This window comes from Paenibacillus sp. NEAU-GSW1 (assembly GCF_009737085.1).
Lineage (GTDB): Bacteria > Bacillota > Bacilli > Paenibacillales > Paenibacillaceae > Pristimantibacillus.
Map to the genome: position 1 here is coordinate 189,148 of NZ_WOVL01000008.1, position 20,754 is coordinate 209,901.

Sequence of the window (20,754 nt, forward strand, 5' to 3'; positions counted from 1 at the left end):
CCTCTCCCACTATACGGCCAGCGTTCCGTTCCAGCCCTCAGCAGAGCCTTTCTGGTAATATTCATCGCATAAGTAGAAGTACAGTCTGGCTGCTTTATCCGCGCGATTTTGCCTAATGACTTCGACGAAGGTTTCTCGCGCATCGAAAAACCGGCCTTCCTGGCATAATAAAATACCGCGTTCAAACATCGTTTTTGTACGGTCTTTCAATTGCCGGATCGTTTCGCTGTCGCCTTCGTAAACGTCGATCAGCTCGATCGGCTCGTCTTTGCCTTCTATCCGTATGCGCCCGAGCGAGCGGTGGCGGAATCGTTCCGGCGAACGAAGCTGTTCGAAAAAGGTGCGTGTCGCCAATATTGGCGCGCCCATCGTTTCCGATACTTTTTCAAGGACAGTCGTCATGTTGACGTCATCGGATATTACGTTCCCTTCCATGCGCTGCTCTTCGCCTACGATGCCCAGCATCAACGGGCCTTTATGAATGGCCATCCCCAAATCGACCGGTTTAAAGCCGGTTCCCGCGAGATGCTCATTGTATGCGGTCAATTCTCGTCGAATCGATACGGCCGCCCGCAAAGCGTCATCCGCATGGGTTGGAAACAGCGCCATAAAGCCTGCGCCCAAATACTTGCTGATCAGACCCTCTTCCTTGCGTACGAAGGGACTGAATCTTTTCAGGAAATTGTTCATGAAATCGAAATTTTGCTTTGGCGAAAGCTGCTTGGAAAGCTGCTCGAAGGCGCGAATGTTCGCTACCATTACCGTCATGTTCTGCTGCACCTGGTCGCCAAGATGAATGTCGAGAATGCCTTTTTTGCCGAGATATTTGAAAAATTGCTGCGGCACAAACCGATGCGACGCCTCGCTGAACGAGGTAATGTCTTTAATATAGTTGCGGATGTGACGCGCCATTAGATTGAATTGCTCGCCAAGGTCGCCGACTTCATCCCTCGACTTCAGATTTACCTCGACATTCCAGTTGCCGTTCGCCATATCCATAACGCTTCTTCGCAGCTTGCGCAGAGACGACAGCATGAAATAAGTAGCCGCCGCAATCAACGCGATCAGTATAAGGCTAATAATGGCGATGTTCAGCACAATGCTGGAATAAATCGTTTTATTCGATTCATACAGGACGTTCAGATCGCGGCCGGTCTCGTAAATACCGACAATCTTGCCGGAAGAATCATAGATCGGTCCGATGCCGTACAGCCATTTGCCAGTAGCGTCCTCCCATTTGCCGGTAATGACCTCTCCTTGCTCCAGCACTTTTTGATTCTCGTCGCTTAATGGAAACGGCTTGTACATATTGACGCCGTCATCGTCGTCCATCATAATGAACAGCCCGCCGTTCTCGTACTTATAGAGCGTGCTGTAAAGCCCTTTCCGGTTAGCGGCGTCCTCGCTTTCGAAGAGGAAGTTCATTTTTCGGTAGATCGCCATATAATCTTCGTTGCGATAGTCGTTCGGCGATGAAAGCTTGTTTAATTGATCGCCGTTAATGATGTTTTGTCCGTTGCGCGCAAGCAGCGACAGTTGCCGCTGCATCTCATCCTCCATCCGCGAAGAGAAGCTGTTGTATACAAAATTGCACAACAACAGCATGGAGATAGTCAGTATTGGAACTAACGTTACAATCTGCTTCACAAACAGCGATATGCGCCGGTTCAACAGATTAACGTAAACGAGACGCAGCATTGTGATGACAGATACCAGCAATACGGCGGCTGCAAGCCAGACCAGCCAGCCTTGCCATACAAACTCGCGATCATAATCTACTGATTTGTATACGGTTGCCGTTTTATGGCCTTGATCCCAGTTCAGCACCCGATCATCGAGCGCGACATGCAGCATGCCTGCCGGATCGACCATCATATCTGTCATTTCCAGATTTTCGGCATCCGGCGCTTTCGCTTGAAGCGAGCTTTCTGCCAGCTCGATGCGCAAATCCGTTGAATCGGCAGCCTTAAGGCTTGTTACAGCATTCAGCAGTCGGTCTATAAAATAGAGTCTTCCGTCGCTGTGCAATTGCAGCGCCTCGGGGAAATTAGTCCGCGTACGCTCCATTCCTTGCAGCGGATAAGCCATTTCACTCGAACCGTCTTCCGCTACACGAAAAATAGCGCCTCTTTTCGTTGCATAGTAAATGAGCCCGGGCTCATAGCCTACAATTTCCGATAGGAAACGGTTGTCCGGCACGTCGAATGCAAACGACTGCTTTGCCTCGCCGCCTTCAACAGACAGCGCATGCTGTTGAATCGTTGAATCTTTTATCGTATAGAAATAAATCGATGGGCCTTCGGCCTGCAGCCCTTTTATTTGCCCGACGCGTTTATCCGTGCCGTCTCCTTTAAGGCTGTACAGCACCGTCCCCGCGCTGCTCCCCGGTTCGAATCGAACAATTCTTTCTTCCTGTACGTATAGGCCGTAATTGTCCAGTACCGTGTCCAGGGCATAAATGACGCCGTCCGGCGCTGCGACCGCATCGTTGAAATCATGCCTTCTCCCGTCGCTCGCTTGCTGACTATAGCGGCTGGAAAGCGTGCCTTGCGAATCCACTAGCACAATTTCTTGACGTGAATCTCCGATTAACGCCACATTTCCGTCTGCATCAGTCGTCACTTTGGATAAATAAGTGAGCGACTTTTCATTCGAGAACGGGGGCGACATAAGCCGATTGGAATTCGGATACAACCAAAGACCAATGGCTGCTGTCAATATTAGCAGCACTGCTACACTCCACGCGGACTTTCTCATGGACACCATCGCTTTCTATTTCTTTGCTAATCTATCGTTTTTTTGTTGCTCTGCCATAATAGTTTCGAACGAATTACTAATAATTTCATAGTACTACATGTTATTCGGATTTACACCAATTTCCTTCTATCGTTTTGCAGAGAAACGGCGAAAATTGCAGGTTTTTGGTTGAAGCTCCCTAACACATATAGTACTATTATCAGTAGAAGAAACTGGTAGAATCGGACGATGCCGATTCGCGCAGAAAGGGTTTGCTATGGGTCAATTGGTATGCGGCGGAGCCTCGCTGCAATGCACGTTCGGAATGGCTCCAGGTACGTTGAACGTCCTTCCGCTCAATCTCGTCACGACGACGACTCCGATCGCAAATATTATGGATAATAAACCAATGATGAACATTACCCCCTTCGGCGTTTGTTCATCATTGGCCAACCCAGCCGTTGCCAGCGCAACAGCCGCAGCTCTTGGCGTTCTGACGCCGCAGCCTTGCGTTCCTGTCACTGCTGCTCCTTGGGCGCCAGGCTCGCCGACAGTTTTGATCGCGAATATGCCTGCTCTTAACAATATGTCGAAATGCATGTGCGCCTGGGGCGGCGTCATTCAGATCGTCAATCCTGGACAAGTCACAATACAGGTGCCATAAATGATCGAACAACTGCTAAAGCCGATTTTCAAGCCGATCAAACGGATCATTATAACGCCGCTGAAACGCGCCAAGACGTTGCCAAAACGACTTCTTGCCTTGCTCCGCAAGTTTTTGGTCACTGCGCTTTTCGGGCCGCTGCGTTCACTGGACAATTATTTGAAAGTCGGAAGCTATTATATTGCCAAAAAGCTGGTAGCCCTGCTGATTGTAATTGCGCTTCTCATTACCTACTTCGGATTTATTAACCCGCCTTCATTTCTGAATAAATGGTTCGGACGCACGCCGCAATTAACGGCGTCGGCTGCCGCAACCGGCAGCTTTACCGGGAATGCGACCGTCAAAGACGCCGATGGCAATGTCATTTATGAAGGCGCGCTCGTCAACGGCCTTTATGAAGGCGCAGGCAAGCTTTTCTATCCGAATGGCCAGCTGCAATATCAAGGCGATTTTGTTAAAGGGCTGAAGGAAGGCGCAGGCGAGCATTACGGCGAGGACGGCGGATTGCTCTATCGGGGAGCTTTTGCGGCCGATAAGTATTCGGGCGCAGGCACGCTGTTTTATCCGGATGGCAAGCCGCGTTATGAAGGCGCATTTGCTTTAGGTTTATACGAGGGAGCCGGTACCGAATATGCGCAGGACGGTTCGCTCCAATACACAGGCGCGTTCGTGAAAGGTGCGCGTACCGGCGAAGGCAAGCTCTACGGCGCCGGAGGCAAGCTGATCTATGAGGGACTGCTGGCCGACGGACGATACGAAGGCGAAGGAAAGCTGTACCGCGATGACGGCACGCTGCAATTTGAAGGTATATTCCAGAACGGTTTGCTGAGCGGACCTGGCAAGCAATACTTTGCTTCAGGCGTAACGCAATACGAAGGCGCTTTTATGCAAGGCCAGTATCACGGCGCCGGAAGCTTGTATAACAATAGCGGCAGCGTCATTTATGCCGGCGCGTTCGCAAACGGGCAAATGAACGGAGAAGGTCAAGCCTTTGGCGCTAACGGCGCTCCCGTCTATGCCGGGAAGTTCGTTAACGGCAAATACGAAGGCGTCGGCACGCTTTTTGACGCGGACGGCGCAATGCTTTACAAAGGATTTTTTAGAAGCGGAGCCTCTTTTATTGAAGGGTTTATGCAATTGCCGCTCGCAAAGCTGCAAGAAATGCTTGGAGCGGCCGACGCGCCTTTGCCGACAGAAACGCCAGCCGCAGAAGAGGAAGGCGCCGTATCGAATAACGACGGGTTAGGCGGTACGGAAACCCCGTCGGAGAGTCCTGCTGCCGGATCGGCCGACAGCGAAGGCCAAGGCGATGGAACGAATGCGGCAGCGAACGACTCGGGACAATCGGCTTCCAACTCCGCATCCGGCGACGCCAATACAGCTGATGGAAGCACCGGCACCGATAAAGCTAACGCGGCTGACACGCCAGCTTCACCAAAAGCATCCGACTTGGAGACGAAAGAGCAAGCACCCGCTAAGGATACAGAATCGGCGGTTGCCGAGGATCCTGGACTTGATGCGCTGCTGCCTGAAATTGCAGCGCCTTTGCCGGTGACGCTAACCTATAGCGGAAGCCAACTATCATTCGTACTTGAGGCAGATCCGGACAATCCGGAAGCATACTACGTACGAGAGCTGAATACGTGGAACCGCACCGTCATCGACCAAACGATTAAACGTCTAAAAGACGCCAAGGCAGCTTCCGTCACCGAAAAACTGGCCGACGGCAAAACAAGCGTCGTCTACAAATCAGGCAATGCACTGCTCCAATTTACTTATAGCAACAAAGTTCCAGTGAGACTGACACTCAGCTACATCGAACCGGAAACCTAAAATAAATAAGCACAAGCTCCTAAGCGAGCTTGTGCTTATTATTTTATCAACCTGCCAATCACTCACCTCTCCCATCGTTCCCGACCGTCTTATTTTTGCAATCCCTCCCATCCCTCCACTCTATATTGGATTTATCCACTAACTTTCGCTCATCCGCACCATTTCCCCGTTCTATATTGGATTTATCCACTAACTTTCGCTCATCCGCACCATTTCTGCGCTCTATATTGGATTTATCCACTAACTTTCGCTCATCCGCACCATTTCCCCGTTCTATACTGGATTTATCCACTAACTTTCGCTCATCCGCACCATTTCTGCGCTCTATACTGGATTAATCCACTAATTAGCCCCCCTCAGACTCTTTACCTGTACAATTGCTCCAACGCTCCCTGATTGATCGCATAATAGCGATTTGTCCGGCCTTTCGAGACCGGATCCAACAGAGCTTTCGAGACCATCGCCAATAAATGCTTACGCGCTGTCCGGTAGTCAATTTGTAACCATTCACATATATCCTTAGGCCTAACCGGACGGCCTAGCTGCCAAGCCAAATGCAAAATCTCTTTTTCCACCCGTCCCAGACTGCCGCGGCTCCCCTCATCCTTTCGCAACAATGCCGGCCCTAGTGCATGCTGCAGCAGCATTCTGCAAACCTCTGGCCTGCTTTGTACATCATCGAATGAAAAATGAAGCATCCTCCACCCTGATCCCGTTAAAAAATTGTCCCGATTCAACGCGTAACTAAACCGCTCTCTATCCATATCCTTTACATGGCTTTGATAGCCGTCGCATTCCAAGCCGAACCGACCTAAAGGCGTAATATAAGCAAAATCTAAAAACTGCGATTTTCGATTCCAATCCCAAATCTCATATTCAGGATGCAAATGCTCGAAATGCCCCGCCAACGGCCACCATACTTGTTTCAGAAACAGCTTCTCCGCATAGGAGTGACCTCGCGCGAGCCTTGCTCGCCGTTCTCCGCTTCTTCCTGCCAGATGTTTCTCCAGAAACGCATCATATGCCTGCTCAAACAAAACAATCGTTCCGCTCATCCTCTTCAAACCCCCTATCATAATAAAACAAAACGCCCTCTGCCGCGGCCACGCGGCAAAGGACGTTCTTCGTCACTGCTTTCTTGGTTATACTAATATTTGCATCACGTTATCAACTCAGTGAACTATTTCTCCTTCGCTGCCGCAGCCTGCGCAATCGCGTCGACAAATTCCTCGCTTATTGCATCCGACACCGCTCCTGAAAGGCTTTTGAACGCCCACCAGCGCACTGCGATAACGGATGCAGCCGTCTCAACATCGCTTTGCAGCTTCATGCCGATTCGGAACGTTCCTTTCTCCGGATATACGATCGTTCCAAGCGACACGTTCGGAATGTCCGGCTCAAACTCCGTTCCTTTAAACACATCGCTTTGCCCGTAATAGACTCGTTTATTTGTACTTGTAATATCCGATGCGACTGACGATTCCGTCTCCTCCAGACCGACAACAACCGTAACATGTCCGTCTCCAAGACCGTGATTGATCTCCTCGGAAACGAAGTTCTTCTTGCCTCTCGAGAAGAAGAACCCGCCGGTTTTACCGATCGCTTCAAGCGCGACTTCCATTGTACCTGTCGCTATCTCGTCGTATAAATGCTGCGGACGAGGAATGCCGAGCTTAAAGTCGAACTCATTCCGGTCCGGATGATAGGTGACATCAAGTGAAGGCTTCGCGTCAAATTCCAAATCGTGAGCTTCCGCGCTCGCAAAAAACTTATGCAGCGCCGATCCGCGCGACGATTGGCCGAGACGCTGCAGCAGCGCGGCATTTTCGATATATTCGCCGAACGGCACGCGGTCTACTTTCTCTATCATATAAGTAGGCCCCATTTGCAGCAGGCTAATTTTAGCCAAGCAAATGCTTTGATCGGCGGAGCCTTCAACTGCTTGCTCGAGGCTGCGATTATGCCAATCGGCCAACAGCCGTTCCGCTGCCGGCTCCGACAACACTTCGATCTGGTGCACCGCGTTTACGTCGATCGGGATAAATTCATCGCCGATCGTCAGCTTAGCTTTCTCGCTCGGTATGGACAGCGCCGCCTTAACTCCGGCTTCCTGAGGCGCTTTTACGTTGTAGGTCAGCACGAATTCGGTTTCTCCCGCGTTGCCCGCTTCCATAAACGAAACCGCGTTCCCTTCGGGGCCAAGCGGTACAAATCCTGTCGCATCATACTCGTAATTAAAAGCGATTCGCGGCGTCTGCAGCGTTTTTTCAACGATGAGGCGTACCTCCACGACCTCGCCAGGGTTTACATATTTCGGCATCCGCTGTGTAATTCGCACATTGGCATCCTGATAAATCGTCGCTACATTTTCCATCAACTGAACGAATTCGAAGGAGGCTGGAGCCGGCGCTTCCTCTACAATAAACAGCCTGTAGGATTCCAGCACACGATTGTATTCACTGACTTCATCTGAACGAACGGAAGAATTGCCGACAGAGTGGACGGGCTCCTTGCCCTTCTCGTCGTAAGCGACGCATAAGTATACGTTTTTCTTGTATTCGTTGTTGGTGAAGCCTTCGATCATTGACAGCTTTAGCGTAACCGGAGCAGGAACGACAATTTCGCGTCCGATATAATCAATTGCGACGCCCATTTCGACCGAAATCGTTTTATCGTCTACCGCAACGACCTGCATGCCCGACACAACGCCGCTGCCGAACAACAGCCGGTTCAGCAGCCGTCTTTTGTCGTTCACATATTTTTGCTCCGATTCGAAGTCGCGCACCGTCAGCAGCTTGCCGTAAAAGTACCGGTTTCTTTCAAAGGGGTAAAGCCTCGATTTTTTCACTACTGCCACTCTCCTCGTATACGCTTAATATTTCGCATGCCGCATTTATTCAAGCTCTGAATCCATCTCAAGCCGGGTATGAACGTCTATCCGCTTTTCCAAGCCCAAATCTACGATGAGCGTATCGTTCGGCATCGCGCCGTCCGAGCCGAGCGTAAGAAGGGACGGTTCGGTCAACACCGTGTTAATGCCTAGATACGTGTGCAAGTCCAGGTACATCCATGGTTGAAGCAATACGAGCCTCGCCTCCGTATAAGCCGGCTTTTGCTCTTCAAGCAGCTGCTCGATTACGACCCGATGTTTCTCTGTCGGCGCTTGTTCAGGCTTCAGAAGCACCGTAAATGTATAGGGATCATTGCTGTACAGCCGATCGGTTAAATCTCGAAGCTCTGCATTATCGCGCATTGCTTTCGTCTGGAAGTGCTCGATCAGCAACGGCCTTTGGCCGGTATACGCAGCAATTGATTTCTCGATGCCTTGCCTTGTGCCACGATATTTGTACAGCTCAGGCGCTTCCTTAAAAAAGGCGTGAACCTGTTCATCGGTCCAATAATCGTCCGTCTCAAGGCCAATCCATGAAGCAAGCCATCTCAAATGCTCCCCTTGAGCCAGCTCCGCATCGAAATATTGCGGCATATTGGCGATGTCGCTCTCGAGCTCGGCGAACATGGTGCCAAATAACGATAAAAAGCGTTCCAGAAAGTCGCGGCTTGCCCCATCCTCCTGGTAGACGGCCGGCAAATAGGCTAAATACGTTTCCCTAGGAAAATGTACTCTAAGGCGCTGCAACGAAGGCGTATGGCGTTCTGTGCCGAGCCATTCGATTTTGATCCACAAATACCGGCCTTTTGCGCCGGAGAACAGCGCATCCTTCGGATTAATAACAGAAGAAGACCAATAAGGCGCAAGCGCTGAAAGCTTGTCGCGATAGCTGATATCGGGATTGGCGATCCAGTCGTCTACCTTCGTGTACTTGCCGTTCAAGATGCAGCTATCTTCATTTAAGCTGAAGTACGAAACGCGAAGCTGCGTGCCTTCGGGTACGAAAGCTTCCAGCGTCATTTTATGCCATACCGTATCCGATTCCGTGCTGTCAAATGCCCGCGACAGCCAGACGCCTTCCGGCACCCCAGTCTGCTCCATGACAAGCGTCTGCGGCTGAAGATTAAGTATCGTTATTTCGCTGTCTTCGCCGTTTAGAATATACATCCGATCCTTATCGTCAATTAGCAGCTGATCCGATTTGCCGCGAAAGCCGGTAATCCGTCCTACTAGATCGCCATCGGCCTTCGCTTGAATGATAAATCGGTCATCCTCGCTCTCCCGGTCAATCTCCCTTGAATCGCCGATATACAGGCTGCCGCTCGTATCGATGCATAAGCCTGCATAAGGCATTTGCGGAAATTCAAGTCGAACATCGAGCCTGCCGTCTCGGCGAAAAGAGAAAAGCTTGGCAAAAAGCGTATCAAATATGTACAAGCTGCGATCCGGCGATATCGATAAAAAGTAGGTGCGGTGCAAATGCTTCAGCTTCGCGCGAATCCGTTGATGAAACGCCGGATCGCTCCAAACGCCGATCAATTGGCCGGACAGCGTAAACTGCATGATGCCGAGCTTGCCGCCTTCAGGAATGGCAGGCTCGCTTTCGCCGTTGTCGATCTCTAGCGGCGTTAGCACAAACAGGCTGCTGCCATCGACGGCCAATGCCAGCGGAACGAGTGGAAATCCCTCCGCCTCGCTGCCGGAACGAGACCACAACGTCTGACCGTTGCCTGCGTTGTAAGCGGCAAGCGTCGGTCCGCTGCCTGCATCGGCAATAAACACGATTTCGCCGGAAGCGGCAATTCGGGCATTAGCTGTGAACAGGCCGTGACCTTGCGTAAACAGCCTTTTATGCTCATTGTTCCGCCGGTCATAAATCCATAGATCAGAGCGTTCATCCAGCAAATACAAGCGATCATGCCGCCCTAACGCCATTTCCTTGATTCGTGCCGTCCCGTTTAAATCCCCGAGCTTCAACATGGCGTGGATTCCGTACTTATTATCCCGGCGAATGCCGAAGCCCGACCGGTTCCACTCCAAATTGTAGACGGTCATTTGCTGCCAGTCTTCTTCGCGGTTTATCGAAAAAAAACGTTCTCCGTTCAGTCTGCTTCCCTCCTTACATCAGGAATTTGAATGGAATTCAAATTCACTCCGCTATACATCAGGAATTCGAACGGAGTTCAAATTCACTCCGCTGTTTCCCGGTTCTGCGCATTACAAATGCAGTCGGCTTACGAGTTCAATTTCATGCTGCCCGGAATAAACCAAGCCGTGCGGCGGAAGCAACAGATCGCCGCCTTTGCTTTTTTTCACATGCGGCCCGTCTGCGTCCAGCCATAAATCTTGAATGTATACAATCCCGTTTCTTCCGCTCAGCGCGTTATATATATCGCCTTTATATACAGGTCTTCCAAAATCCCAGCCTTCGTTCGCGCCGTTCTCGCCATTTCCTAGCGGACGAAGCAGCTCTTGCAACGCTGCAACGATTGATGCTCCCTCGTCGATATATTGAGGCTCAACGACGATAACCGCATGCACGGTCACTTTAACGTAAACCGGCGGAATGACATGAATTTCCGTCGTTACGAGTCGCCGGCTGTCCAAATGACGCTTCACGGTCTGCAAAAATCCGGGGCTCGGCTGCGGCGTGCGGCTCAGGCTGTTCGGAACTACGACGACCGAAATTTGTCCCGGCGCTTTCGTGCGCGGATAATCGGCAAGGCCGGGCTTAAACAGCGGAATCGCATGAACTCGAGCGACCTGGACGCCAGGCGCCGATTTTATGATTGTTTCATAATCCTCTTCCGTCACGGCCCGGAACGTCTGTTTCAGCTCGAACTGCGCCCGCTGCAGTGTCTGCGCAAGCGACTCCGCTTGCTTTCCGCCGCGAGCGTATTCCGGATTCGTAACCTTCAATCCGTAGCTGCGCTGTTCTTCATTAATCCACTCCGATATAAGACCAGGTTTTACATTGCCGCCTTCGCCTCCGCCCAGCTCGCAGCCGACCAGCCAAATATTCGGCTCCAAACTCGCAGGGGGCACAGCTCCATGCTCGCCATTGCCGAATATAACTTTGCGCTCGGAAGGTTCGTACAGGAAGTGCAGGTCGCCCGATTGCGAATGATCGAAGTTGTCGACGCGCGTCCAATCCTGCCATGCGAGCGTTCCGTTCGCATCCGGATATCCGACCTGCAGCTGAATTGCATCTTTATGCGCGCAAGGCAGATCGTATAATTCGAACATTTGTCCCGGCAGCCCGTTGCTTCTACCGATAATTCTGTATCTGTCAAAATCCGTGCTGCTTGCAATGAATCGTACGGCTGATGCCACGCCGGACTGCGTCTTTGCGAAGCTTTCAGAAAACCGGATTACAGCGGCACCCTCTTCGCTATTTCTTGAAATTACGACCGAATTTTCAAAACCATTATCGCTTTCAGGTAAATAACGCCAGCTGCCGTCTTTATCCATCAGCTGAATTTTCAAGTCGCCGTAAAGGGCCAAATAGCTGGAGATACGAAGTTCATGCTGCCAGGCTCTGAATTCGCAAATATGGCTTTCGCAAAGTGTGTCCTTCTGAACGGCTTCCACTGTATGAAGCATTAAAGCATCGATCCTTGGCGGCAATTCATAGCCTGCCTGCTCGATCGTGCAGCAAATCCAATAACGAAACCGGTCATTGGCCGGATGTACGGTAATGGGCAGCATTCGCGCAACATTGCGTACCGTTAGTTTTCCCGTTAACGTAAAATGCACCGTTTCGTCTTCGACGACGTCCATCGGAATCCAGCCCGCAACGCCTGATTGCTCGTCCCATGCATATGCCTTCCATGAAAGCGTTGCGGAAGGCGTAACCGCATTTCGGTTCAGAGAAGAATCGGAATGCTCCCCGAATAAGCCGCCGTCCTTCAGCTTCACCGAAAGCTCAATCTGCTCTGACATATCGAGCTCTCGATCAAACGAGATATATAGCCTCGAGCCTGCCCCCGCTTCTTTTCCGAACGGATAAAACGAAATGTTCATTTGCTCATTGGAAGCCGTCACATCATTAGATTCCAGCTCTGTTCGGCTTACGATCCGGTCAAGCTTTAACGGATTTAATGCCAGCGTCGCCGCTGTCTCGAACATTTGATCTTCGGCAAGCAGTTTCGTTCCGCGCGGCAGCACCGTCTTTCGGGAAATGCCGCTAAAACATAGCTGCGCCTTTGCGGCCGATGCATCTGCTGGCTTTACGCCAAGCAGATCGAGAAATTTAATTCGGCTTCTATCTGGGACTCTGCTAATAAAGAAGCGTTGCATTTCAGTAAGCCACGCGAACAGCTCCAAGAACGTGATGCCGGGATCATGCGCGTTTTCATCCGTCCATTCCGGCACGCGCTTAGGAATCATTCGTCTTGCTTGATCGACGATGTCCGCATAGGAACGATCGTCCAAAGGAAGTTTGGGAAGCATTCGATTTCCTCCTCTCTCTTCTGAATTAGTTAGGCGATGGAATAGCCGTTATCGTATGCTGCCCGTTCACAATGATACCGTGCGCGATATCGCTCATTTTTCCAGGATCCCATTCTTGGCGATTCCCGTTTTCGATTCTAACCACATGCAAGTAAAGACGTTCTATATAAGCCAGATACCGGACAGAATGAAGCAAGGAATGAATAAGCGAAGGATGAAGCGCTTCTCCGATATTCCAGCCTCTGCCGTCCGCATTGCCGGCAATCGGATCCAAAAATTGATTCAGCTTTGCCGTACAAGCCGCTTCTGCAGGCAGCATCTCGTCGATCGAATGCACCGCAATCGTGGCGTGGACAGACACTTCCAAATAAGCAGGCTCGATAACGGAAAGGGCTCCTCCAAGCGCGACTAGGCTTGAAGCCTGCTGACGCAGCTTGCGTTCTACCGTCGTCCGCAGCTCGGGAAATTGCGCCGCATCGGCCAATCCACCTGCCGGAAAAGCAACGATCGCCAGCGAGCCGGGCGCGCGTTCCATCAATCCGTTGCGATTTGAAATACATTTAACTTTGGCGATTTGCGGATAAGCCTCTCTTGCCAGCCACTCGACATCCTTAGCCGTGACCGCTCGACCGCGATGTTTGAGCATTTGCGGACCGCGAGCCATCGCCTGTTCGATTTTCTCCGAATCTCCGCCTCCGGCGGAAGGTTCCGGATTGGCTACACCGCTAATAAAGGCATATGGGAGCTGCATGCCGGTAATGGAGCCGGACGGAACATTGCCCCTCGCGCCCTCAGTCGTTTTAAACCGGATCCGTACAAGATCCGTCCCGTCTACCGATGGCAGCATGCCGCAAACCCCGTCTCCGAACTGCAAATTTCCATTTGCATATTCAGCCGTATAATGCCGGTCATCAGGCCCGGATTCCGCCAATGACGTCACTTGGTTCCAGCGCACCCAGAAACGTTGCAGCACCCCTTCGCCATCGCGCTGGGCCATATAGCCTTCTGAACGCGCAAGCAGCGTTTCACGTTCAAATTCCGTAAATCGCTCCTTCTCGTCCACCCAAACTTCTTCTTCGATAAAAGCGCCCGGCGTCAGCTGCACGCTGCCGTTTGCGGCAACCGCCATTTCACGCTCCAGGCTTATATGCTGGCGTACAGGAACCGCATTCATATCAATTCTTCCAGCGATCGGATGGCCTTCCTTCAAGCCGCCGATTTGGCTGTCCCGATTCACCGCACGCAGCCAATAACGCTCTCTTCCGAACAATCGAACCAGCGCCATATTCGCCGGCCCCGCCCAGTTCAAAAAACCGCTAAACGTAAAGCTTTGAGTACCGTCATTCATTTTTAACGGCAGCCATACATATCTGCCTTGCTCATAGCATAACGCTTCCCATTCGATCCATGGCGGCTCGCCCCCGGATGCAAAGCGGCGGTCAAGCGCAACATGCATGCCGAGAGGCCCTTTAACAGGAGCGATATCGAAAGCCGCATATACGGCAGGCTGCGGACAAGGAATCGGTTCGAACAGCCGGAACGGCTGGCCTCCTTGGCGAACGGCAGCCGACCGGTCCCTGTCGTCCGCGTTGCTTCTTGTATATGCGCTGTCTGGCAGCATAAGCGTCTGAGAACCTTGCGCATACGAAAATGCTGGCGAAGAGAGCCACGGCGGCATATATTCCACAACAGAGGCAATAATCGGATCCACCTGTATAACACGAGCACGAATCCAAAAATCGAATTTGCCGTTGACGAATGTTTTCGCCATATTTTCGGGGCAAATAAATTCTAAGGTGAAGCTTTTCGCCTGATGCTCCGGCAAATCCTCGAACATTTGGCTGTACATTTCTCCGCCGGGCAGCGCCGCCCAGTTCGCGCCGTCCCAATATTCCCATTGCACCTTACGGATGCGCACGCGGGGAGGATCCTTTTCCTCAAACTCCGAAGTCCGCATGACCATCTTCCACTGTACTTCCGGATCCGGCGCCATTCTAATTCGGCTCGCAATCGCTTTTGCGGCAAAATGGAGCCGCATTCGGCTTTCTCTTTTCGTAAACGTCTCCTCGCTGGATAAATAAAATACGGAATAAGGAACAAAATGCTCGCCAAAGGGAAAAAAGCCGTCCCGAAGCAGCTCGGTTTCGTTATAAAACAAATCCGTCGGCAGAATGCCTTGCGCATCGCCTTCCCTATCATGCGAAGCTCTTACCCTTACTCGATCCAGCTCCAAATTGGCACGGAGCAACGGAGAAGCAGCATCCGCCAATGGCTTTAGCGTACAGCGAATCCACCGGCCGAGAATATGCTGATGCTCGGTTTCTTCAATGAACCCCGGCTTCTGCTTATGTAATATAATCATGTTTCCTGCGGCCGTCACCGAATCAAACCGGGTCCACCGACCGCCGCTCGGATAGGACCACTCAACCGCATTAGAAGCTAGTGCCGCAGCGATCTCAGGCTCGGCGTAACGTTTTTCGCTATGTTCAATGTGCAAGTAAAAACGGCATGGACGATCGGCTAAAAACAATTCATCATGACGCAGATAAAGCACATGCTCTTGTTCGTTCCGATAATGGTCCGTATCAAATAGACGGATTGGAGGCGCCGTTCCGGCTGTATTTTGCTCGGAATAATGTTCTGCCGCAATTGCGATACGATCTCGTTCCGGATGTACGTTGATCCATTCCATCACCTTGGCCGGCGTGGCTGCAAGCGCCCGCTCCGACTCGAAAACAAGCGGCTCGCCGCCATCCGGATGGGAGGCAGTAAGCATTAATCCTGCGGGTAAATGAACAGGTTCAGCCGCTCCTTCGCTTAGCGAGAAAACAACATTCGCGCGCGCAGGACGGGGCGGCTGCAGCTTGACTTGAATCAGATCCAGAAAAGACAGGAAATGATTGATCGGGGCTTGATTCAAACGCTGTACCGTGTCTTGCAGCATATCCCCCGCCAGGTAAGCCAATCCTGTTCCGGCGTCCGGATCCTCCGGCGAGAAGCGCCACTCCGGCGTATAAAACGGAGCAAGCTCTTTCATCCGCGAGACAAACGAGGACGCATTATTCGAATTGATGTTCGGCGGGCGTTTCATTTCGCCCCTATTTCCCCCGTGATTCATCGCCCTGTTCTCTCCCGTCAATTACTTCCTTCTTCTAAATAAAACGGATATACCTGGTTAAACAAATTGTTCGTCGTCCGCACCACATACGAGACGTTCAGGAGCACCCTTCCCGAATGAACGGGATCGGGCCGAGCTTCGACCGCCACATCCTTCACGCGCGGTTCCCAGCCGCGAATGGCATCCTCTACATCGGTAGCAAGCAATCGCATGGAGGTCTCGTCTGTCGTGCCGAATACGAACGATTTCAGACCGCTGCCGAAATTACGCCGCATCAGCCTTTCACCCTTGGACGTCCGCAAAATAATCCGGATCGATTCGGCGATATCGTCTTCGCCCTCCGACATTTTGATCCGGCCTGTTGCTGCGTCAACCTGCACTGGAAATTTCCATCCTTTTCCTAAGAAAGAAGCTGACAAACGCTCCGCCGCCTTTCGTCCCGTTAATTGATTTTAACCATGCCGCCTTTTATCGTGACGATGCCGTTAGCTTTCATCTCCAGCATGCCGCCTGACTCGAGTGTAAGCGAAGCTTGCGCCTCAACGGCCACCTTAGCGCCTTTCACCGTTACGGACTTCGTTCCCTCTATTGATACGTCGCCCTGATTGCTCATGACAATTTTAGAGGTCCCGGCTTTTACCGTTATCGAGCCGGAGGCTCCTCCCGTCATAACGATAGACTGCGCTTGATCTTTTGTTTGCAGCTTGATCGTATCCGACTTTTCTTCCATTTCGAGCAGATGGCCTTCTTTGCTTTTAATCGTAATTTTCCCGTCGCTGTCCGTATCCTGGAACGTGATTTCATGTCCGGCTCGCGTTTTGATCTGCCGGATATCGTTCTTCTCATGAGAAGTCGGAGGCTTGTCTTTATCATTCCAAAGCGACCCGATTACGACCGGCGAGTCTACCCTGCCCATTAAAAATGCGACCAACACCTCATCGTTGACTTCGGGGATAAAAAGCGTGCCGCGAGACGGTCCGCCCATTAACGTTGCGATGCGAATCCAGTCGGACTGAAGCTCGCCTTCGCGAAGCGGAAATTTCACCTTGATCCTCCCCAGCTTTTGCGGATCTTTGTTATCCGTCACAATCGCATTCCATACACCGGACAACTGATCGGGCACCATCGAACGGGAATGCTGGTCAAACAACCCGGAGAACATCATATCCATACTCAAATCGCATTCCCCTCCGTTACGAAATAGGTTTTATATCCGTCCTGCCCATCGAGACGATGGGTAGCTCTCGTTATTCTGAGCGTCTGATCCAATTCCGTTCCGTTGCCAAGTCCTTCGATGTGAATCATTTTGCCGGGCATTATTTCCGGAAGCCCGATGCTTGAGCCATGTCCGGTAACAAGTTCGCGCGCACTTCGTTCCAGCATTGAGGTTGCCAGCAGCTGCGCTTCCGCTTGCGAGCCGACTTGCGTATATACGATTTCCTTTTTATTGGACGACAGCTTGCTCGCCAGACTCGGACCGGTTGTCGACTTCGTCGGCATCGCCGTTACCGAGCTTGCCGTCGCTTCTACATGCGTTTTCTTGGCAACATCGTAGCCGCGAACCGTTACTTCCGAGACTTGTCCGGCAGCGTCGACTGTGAGCATGAAGCTAAGCAGGCTCTGTCCGTATTTGAGCGACACGACCGGGGTGCCGGTCTGCCGTTTTTTAAAGTAAAGCTTGGATGCTGTTACGTAAAATAACCGGTCATTATCGACTGCAAGAGACCGTATAAAATGATAATCGCTGACGCCTGTCTGCTCAATACGGGTTCGCTTTATCGTTGTCGCATCAATATCGGTCGACAGCCCGTACTGTCCGGCGATTTGGCTGACGACATCGCTGTCCTTCATTTCCGACCAAACTTTAGAATGAGCCGAACGCATGAGCATAAAAGAACGGTCCATGCCGGTAACGACAATTTTGGGACTCGCATTCGGCGAATAGTCCAGTGAATAACCGGTAATAAGCCCGTCGAATAACAGTTCCTTTTTATCGGCATAGCCGAATTTGATTTGCAGTGTATTGCCCACTTTGATCAAATCGCCTACCCATTTGAATTTCGTTTCTTTAATGACAAAGCCGTTAACGATCGAAAATCGGGCCACATCCGCTTTCGGCTCCGTCGATAAGTCAACTTCCACCCATTCGACCGCCATCTCGGACAAATTAGCCGCTTGGCCGTTTATAATGATTTCTGCTTCCGGAGCGGCAAATTGTTTATATTTCGTCTCAAGGGAAGTAAATCCGCTTGCGGAAGTTACCATCGTTCTCTACTCCAATCTCGGTATCGTCAATTTTCGGCCTGGCGTGAGCTCTCTTGGATTGTCAATGCCGTTCGCTTCCGCAATATGCCGCCATGCGCCCGGGTCGTCATATTCGTCTGCTGCGAGCATCCATAAATGATCCCCCAGCTTAACCGTTCTTTGCTTTGTCCGGTCTGCCGATTGCCGCGGTATTTCCTGATACTGCTCTTTCATCGATTGCGTGCTCGTAAAGCTGACGCTCAGCGTGGCCCGGACAGGAACGCCGGATTCATGGAACATCGTAAACCGCTGCTTGACCGAATTGAGAACGCCTTTAAAATCGAGCGAGCCCCATACGAAACGGCAAGGCGGCGGAGCATGAAGGTCGGAATCGACATCCAAAATATTCGCGATCTTGGAAGTAAACTTGCGAACGTCTTCCCCCAGCTCATAGGAATCAAAAAACAAATCCATCGTTAAAGTCGTTTCTTTTCCTCCGGTATATTGAGCAAGAGGCGTCTGTAAGCCCGGAACTTCGTCGTCCGTAAACTCGTTTGCCGTATCCAGCTCGTACTCTGTAGGGTTGAACATGACCTCGATAATTTCTTGCCCGCTGCTGCGTTCGACAATGATTTTCGCTTTGCTTAATGCCATTTAGGGACGCCTCCAACCTTACTAAAAACCGTTTCTCCGCTGCTCCAGCTTCATTTTCCGCTCCAGTGCTTTAAACACTTGATCGGCAATGGCGTCCGGATTCAGCTTCGGCATTTTCATTATCATTTTTTGCAGTTTTTCGGGATCAAGTTCTTTGGGAGCTTCGACGTTAACGGTACGCTGCGAATCTTGCGCTGCAGCCTTCAGCTTCGTATATGCCAAATCCGGCATAACCTGTTGTTTCATCTGCGCGGGCTGAGCAGTCTCATTACGCTGTGCGTAATTTAGGGTTGAGCCCGATCTGCCGGCTTCATCCGGACGTTTATCCGCTCGGCTCAAATGTACGGATCGCATGGGCCATGAAGGCCGCTGCTCCAGCTGCGCATCCTCTGCCACATTGTAACGCCCTATAACGGACGTATGCAGCGTTGACCTTTGCATAGACGGAATGGATATGGATCGCATGGCTTGCGCAGCAGTTTGCATCGCTCGGGCACTAACTTTTGTCCTTGCCAGCATGCCTGCTTCAAACTCTTTCTTGGCTTCGCCTCGCCGCTGCGCATATATCTGCTCCGCCGTTTGCGCCGCTGTCTTTCGCTGCGTCGACGTTATCGCATTCGCTCGCATCGTTGCCTGCGCCTTCGCGTTGCCTCGCCGCTTCGCATGCGTCTGCTCCGCTGCTTGCTCCGCTGCCGTTGCCTTTCGCTTCGCAGCCGTTACCGCATTCGCTCGCATCGTTGCCTGCGCTTTCGCTCCCACGTCCGCTTGCTCGCTTACACCTGCTCGCTCGCTCGCCTCTGGCTCAGCCTTCGCGTTGCCTCGCCGCTTCGCATGCGTTTGCTCCGCAGCTTGCGCCGCCGCCGTTGCCTTCCGCTCCGTCGACGTCACCGCATTCGCTCGCATCGCTGCCTGCGCTTTCGCTCCCACGTCCGCTTGCTCGCTTACACCTGCTCGCTCACTCGCCTCCGGCTCAGCTTTCGCGTTGCCTCGCCGCTTCGCATGCGTCTGCTCCGCTGCTTGCGCTGCCGTCGCTTCCGTCGCTGCCTTTCGCTCCGTCGACGTCACCGCATTCGCTCGCATCGTTGCCTGCGCTTTCGCTCCCACGTCCGCTTGCTCGCTTACACCTGCTCGCTCACTCGCCTCCGGCTCAGCTTTCGCGTTGCCTCGCCGCTTCGCATGCGTCTGCTCCGCTGCTTGCGCCGCCGCCGTTGCCTTCCGCTCCGTCGACGTCACCGCATTCGCTCGCATCGTTGCCTGCGCTTTCGCTCCCGCGTTCGCTTGCTCGCTTACACCTGCTCGCTCACTCGCCTCCGGCTCAGCTCTCGGGTTGCCTCGCCGCTTCGCATGCGTTTGCTCCGCAGCTTGCGCCGCCGCCGTTGCCTTCCGCTCCGTCGACGTCACCGCATTCGCTCGCATCGCTGCCTGCGCTTTCGCTCCCACGTTCGCTTGCTCGCTTACTCCTGCTCGCTCGCTCGCCTCCGGCTCAGCTTTCGCGTTGCCTCGCCGCTTCGCATGCGTTTGCTCCGCAGCTTGCGCCGCCGCCGTTGCCTTCCGCTCCGTCGACGTCACCGCATTCGCTCGCATCGCTGCCTGCGCTTTCGCTCCCGCGTTCGCTTGATCGCTTACTCCCGCGTTCGCTTGCTCGCTTACACCTGCTCGCTCGCTCGCCTCCGGCTCAGCTTTCGCGTTGCCTCGCCGCTTCGCATGCGTCTGCTTCGCTGCTTGCGCTGCCGTCGCTTCCGTCGCTGCCTTTCGCTCCGTCGCCGTTACCGCATTCGCTCGCATCGCTGCCTGCGCTTTCGCTCCCGCGTTCGCTTGCTCGCTTACACCTGCTCGCTCGCTCGCCTCCGGCTCAGCTTTCGGGTTGCCTCGCCGCTTCGCATGCGTTTGCTCCGCTGCTTGCGCTGCCGTCGCTTCCGTCGCTGCCTTTCGCTCCGTCGCCGTTACCGCATTCGCTCGCATCGCTGCCTGCGTTTTCGCTCCCGTATCCGCTTGCTCGCTTACTCCTGCTCGCTCGCTCGCCTCCGGCTCAGCTTTCGCGTTGCCTCGCCGCTTCGCATGCGTTTGCTCCGCAGCTTGCGCCGCCGCCGTTGCCTTCCGCTCCGTCGACGTCACCGCATTCGCTCGCATCGCTGCCTGCGCTTTCGCTCCCGCGTTCGCTTG

General features: G+C 52.6%; 12 protein-coding genes and 1 pseudogene. 2 read left to right on the forward strand and 11 right to left on the reverse strand.

Annotation, left to right across the window (positions count from 1 at the left end):
• Positions 1-9: 9 nt before the first annotated feature.
• Positions 10-2,757, reverse strand: coding sequence for an adenylate/guanylate cyclase domain-containing protein (locus GOM71_RS08230; RefSeq protein ID WP_216651725.1), 2,748 nt, complete (start codon positions 2,755-2,757; stop codon positions 10-12).
• A 256-nt stretch (positions 2,758-3,013) separates the two neighbouring features.
• On the opposite strand from GOM71_RS08230, the gene GOM71_RS08235 reads away from it, so the two are divergent.
• On the forward strand, positions 3,014-3,400 hold the full coding sequence (locus GOM71_RS08235; protein ID WP_156279703.1) for a DUF4280 domain-containing protein: 387 nt from the start codon (positions 3,014-3,016) through the stop codon (positions 3,398-3,400).
• Positions 3,401-5,233 (forward strand): MORN repeat-containing protein, encoded by a 1,833-nt coding sequence (locus GOM71_RS08240; RefSeq protein WP_156279705.1) that lies wholly within the window; start codon positions 3,401-3,403, stop codon positions 5,231-5,233.
• Between the two features lie 365 nt (positions 5,234-5,598).
• Here GOM71_RS08240 and GOM71_RS08245 read toward each other — a convergent pair whose 3' ends face one another.
• The 10 genes and pseudogenes from GOM71_RS08245 to GOM71_RS23840 all read right to left on the reverse strand — a co-directional run.
• Entirely contained in the window at positions 5,599-6,288 is a 690-nt protein-coding gene (locus GOM71_RS08245) for a PDDEXK family nuclease (protein ID WP_156279707.1), read from the reverse strand.
• 125 nt (positions 6,289-6,413) lie between these two features.
• Positions 6,414-8,081, reverse strand: coding sequence for a hypothetical protein (locus GOM71_RS08250; protein WP_156279709.1), 1,668 nt, complete (start codon positions 8,079-8,081; stop codon positions 6,414-6,416).
• A 45-nt stretch (positions 8,082-8,126) separates the two neighbouring features.
• Positions 8,127-10,178 carry a phage tail protein gene (locus GOM71_RS08255; protein WP_156279711.1) on the reverse strand — a complete coding sequence of 684 codons (2,052 nt, stop codon included), beginning with the start codon at positions 10,176-10,178 and terminating at the stop codon, positions 8,127-8,129.
• A gap of 162 nt (positions 10,179-10,340) precedes the next feature.
• Positions 10,341-12,575, reverse strand: a complete 2,235-nt coding sequence (locus GOM71_RS08260; RefSeq protein WP_156279713.1) for a putative baseplate assembly protein — start codon at positions 12,573-12,575, stop codon at positions 10,341-10,343.
• 25 nt (positions 12,576-12,600) lie between these two features.
• Positions 12,601-15,666 carry a baseplate J/gp47 family protein gene (locus GOM71_RS08265; protein WP_216651726.1) on the reverse strand — a complete coding sequence of 1,022 codons (3,066 nt, stop codon included), beginning with the start codon at positions 15,664-15,666 and terminating at the stop codon, positions 12,601-12,603.
• A gap of 44 nt (positions 15,667-15,710) precedes the next feature.
• Positions 15,711-16,073, reverse strand: coding sequence for a GPW/gp25 family protein (locus GOM71_RS08270; RefSeq protein ID WP_367649513.1), 363 nt, complete (start codon positions 16,071-16,073; stop codon positions 15,711-15,713).
• Positions 16,074-16,135: 62 nt separating this feature from the next.
• The gene (locus GOM71_RS08275; protein WP_216651727.1) at positions 16,136-16,864 is read right to left on the reverse strand and encodes a phage baseplate assembly protein V; all 729 of its coding nucleotides are present in this window, start codon (positions 16,862-16,864) and stop codon (positions 16,136-16,138) included.
• Positions 16,865-16,866: 2 nt separating this feature from the next.
• Entirely contained in the window at positions 16,867-17,958 is a 1,092-nt protein-coding gene (locus GOM71_RS08280) for a phage late control D family protein (protein ID WP_156279717.1), read from the reverse strand.
• Positions 17,959-17,964: 6 nt separating this feature from the next.
• Positions 17,965-18,591: a CIS tube protein gene (locus GOM71_RS08285; RefSeq protein WP_156279719.1), complete on the reverse strand. Its 627-nt coding sequence runs from the start codon at positions 18,589-18,591 to the stop codon at positions 17,965-17,967.
• A 21-nt stretch (positions 18,592-18,612) separates the two neighbouring features.
• Positions 18,613-20,754 (reverse strand): annotated as a pseudogene (locus GOM71_RS23840) (hypothetical protein); the annotation flags it as partial.

Coding starts and splice junctions, on each gene's coding strand:
- GOM71_RS08255 (WP_156279711.1), bottom strand. CDS start 10,178: ATGACCGTCTACAATTTGGAGTGGAACCGGTCGGGCTTCGGCATTCGC.
- GOM71_RS08245 (WP_156279707.1), bottom strand. CDS start 6,288: ATGAGCGGAACGATTGTTTTGTTTGAGCAGGCATATGATGCGTTTCTG.
- GOM71_RS08230 (WP_216651725.1), bottom strand. CDS start 2,757: ATGAGAAAGTCCGCGTGGAGTGTAGCAGTGCTGCTAATATTGACAGCA.
- GOM71_RS08260 (WP_156279713.1), bottom strand. CDS start 12,575: ATGCTTCCCAAACTTCCTTTGGACGATCGTTCCTATGCGGACATCGTC.
- GOM71_RS08265 (WP_216651726.1), bottom strand. CDS start 15,666: ATGAAACGCCCGCCGAACATCAATTCGAATAATGCGTCCTCGTTTGTC.
- GOM71_RS08275 (WP_216651727.1), bottom strand. CDS start 16,864: ATGGATATGATGTTCTCCGGGTTGTTTGACCAGCATTCCCGTTCGATG.
- GOM71_RS08235 (WP_156279703.1), top strand. CDS start 3,014: ATGGGTCAATTGGTATGCGGCGGAGCCTCGCTGCAATGCACGTTCGGA.
- GOM71_RS08285 (WP_156279719.1), bottom strand. CDS start 18,591: ATGGCATTAAGCAAAGCGAAAATCATTGTCGAACGCAGCAGCGGGCAA.
- GOM71_RS08240 (WP_156279705.1), top strand. CDS start 3,401: ATGATCGAACAACTGCTAAAGCCGATTTTCAAGCCGATCAAACGGATC.
- GOM71_RS08280 (WP_156279717.1), bottom strand. CDS start 17,958: ATGGTAACTTCCGCAAGCGGATTTACTTCCCTTGAGACGAAATATAAA.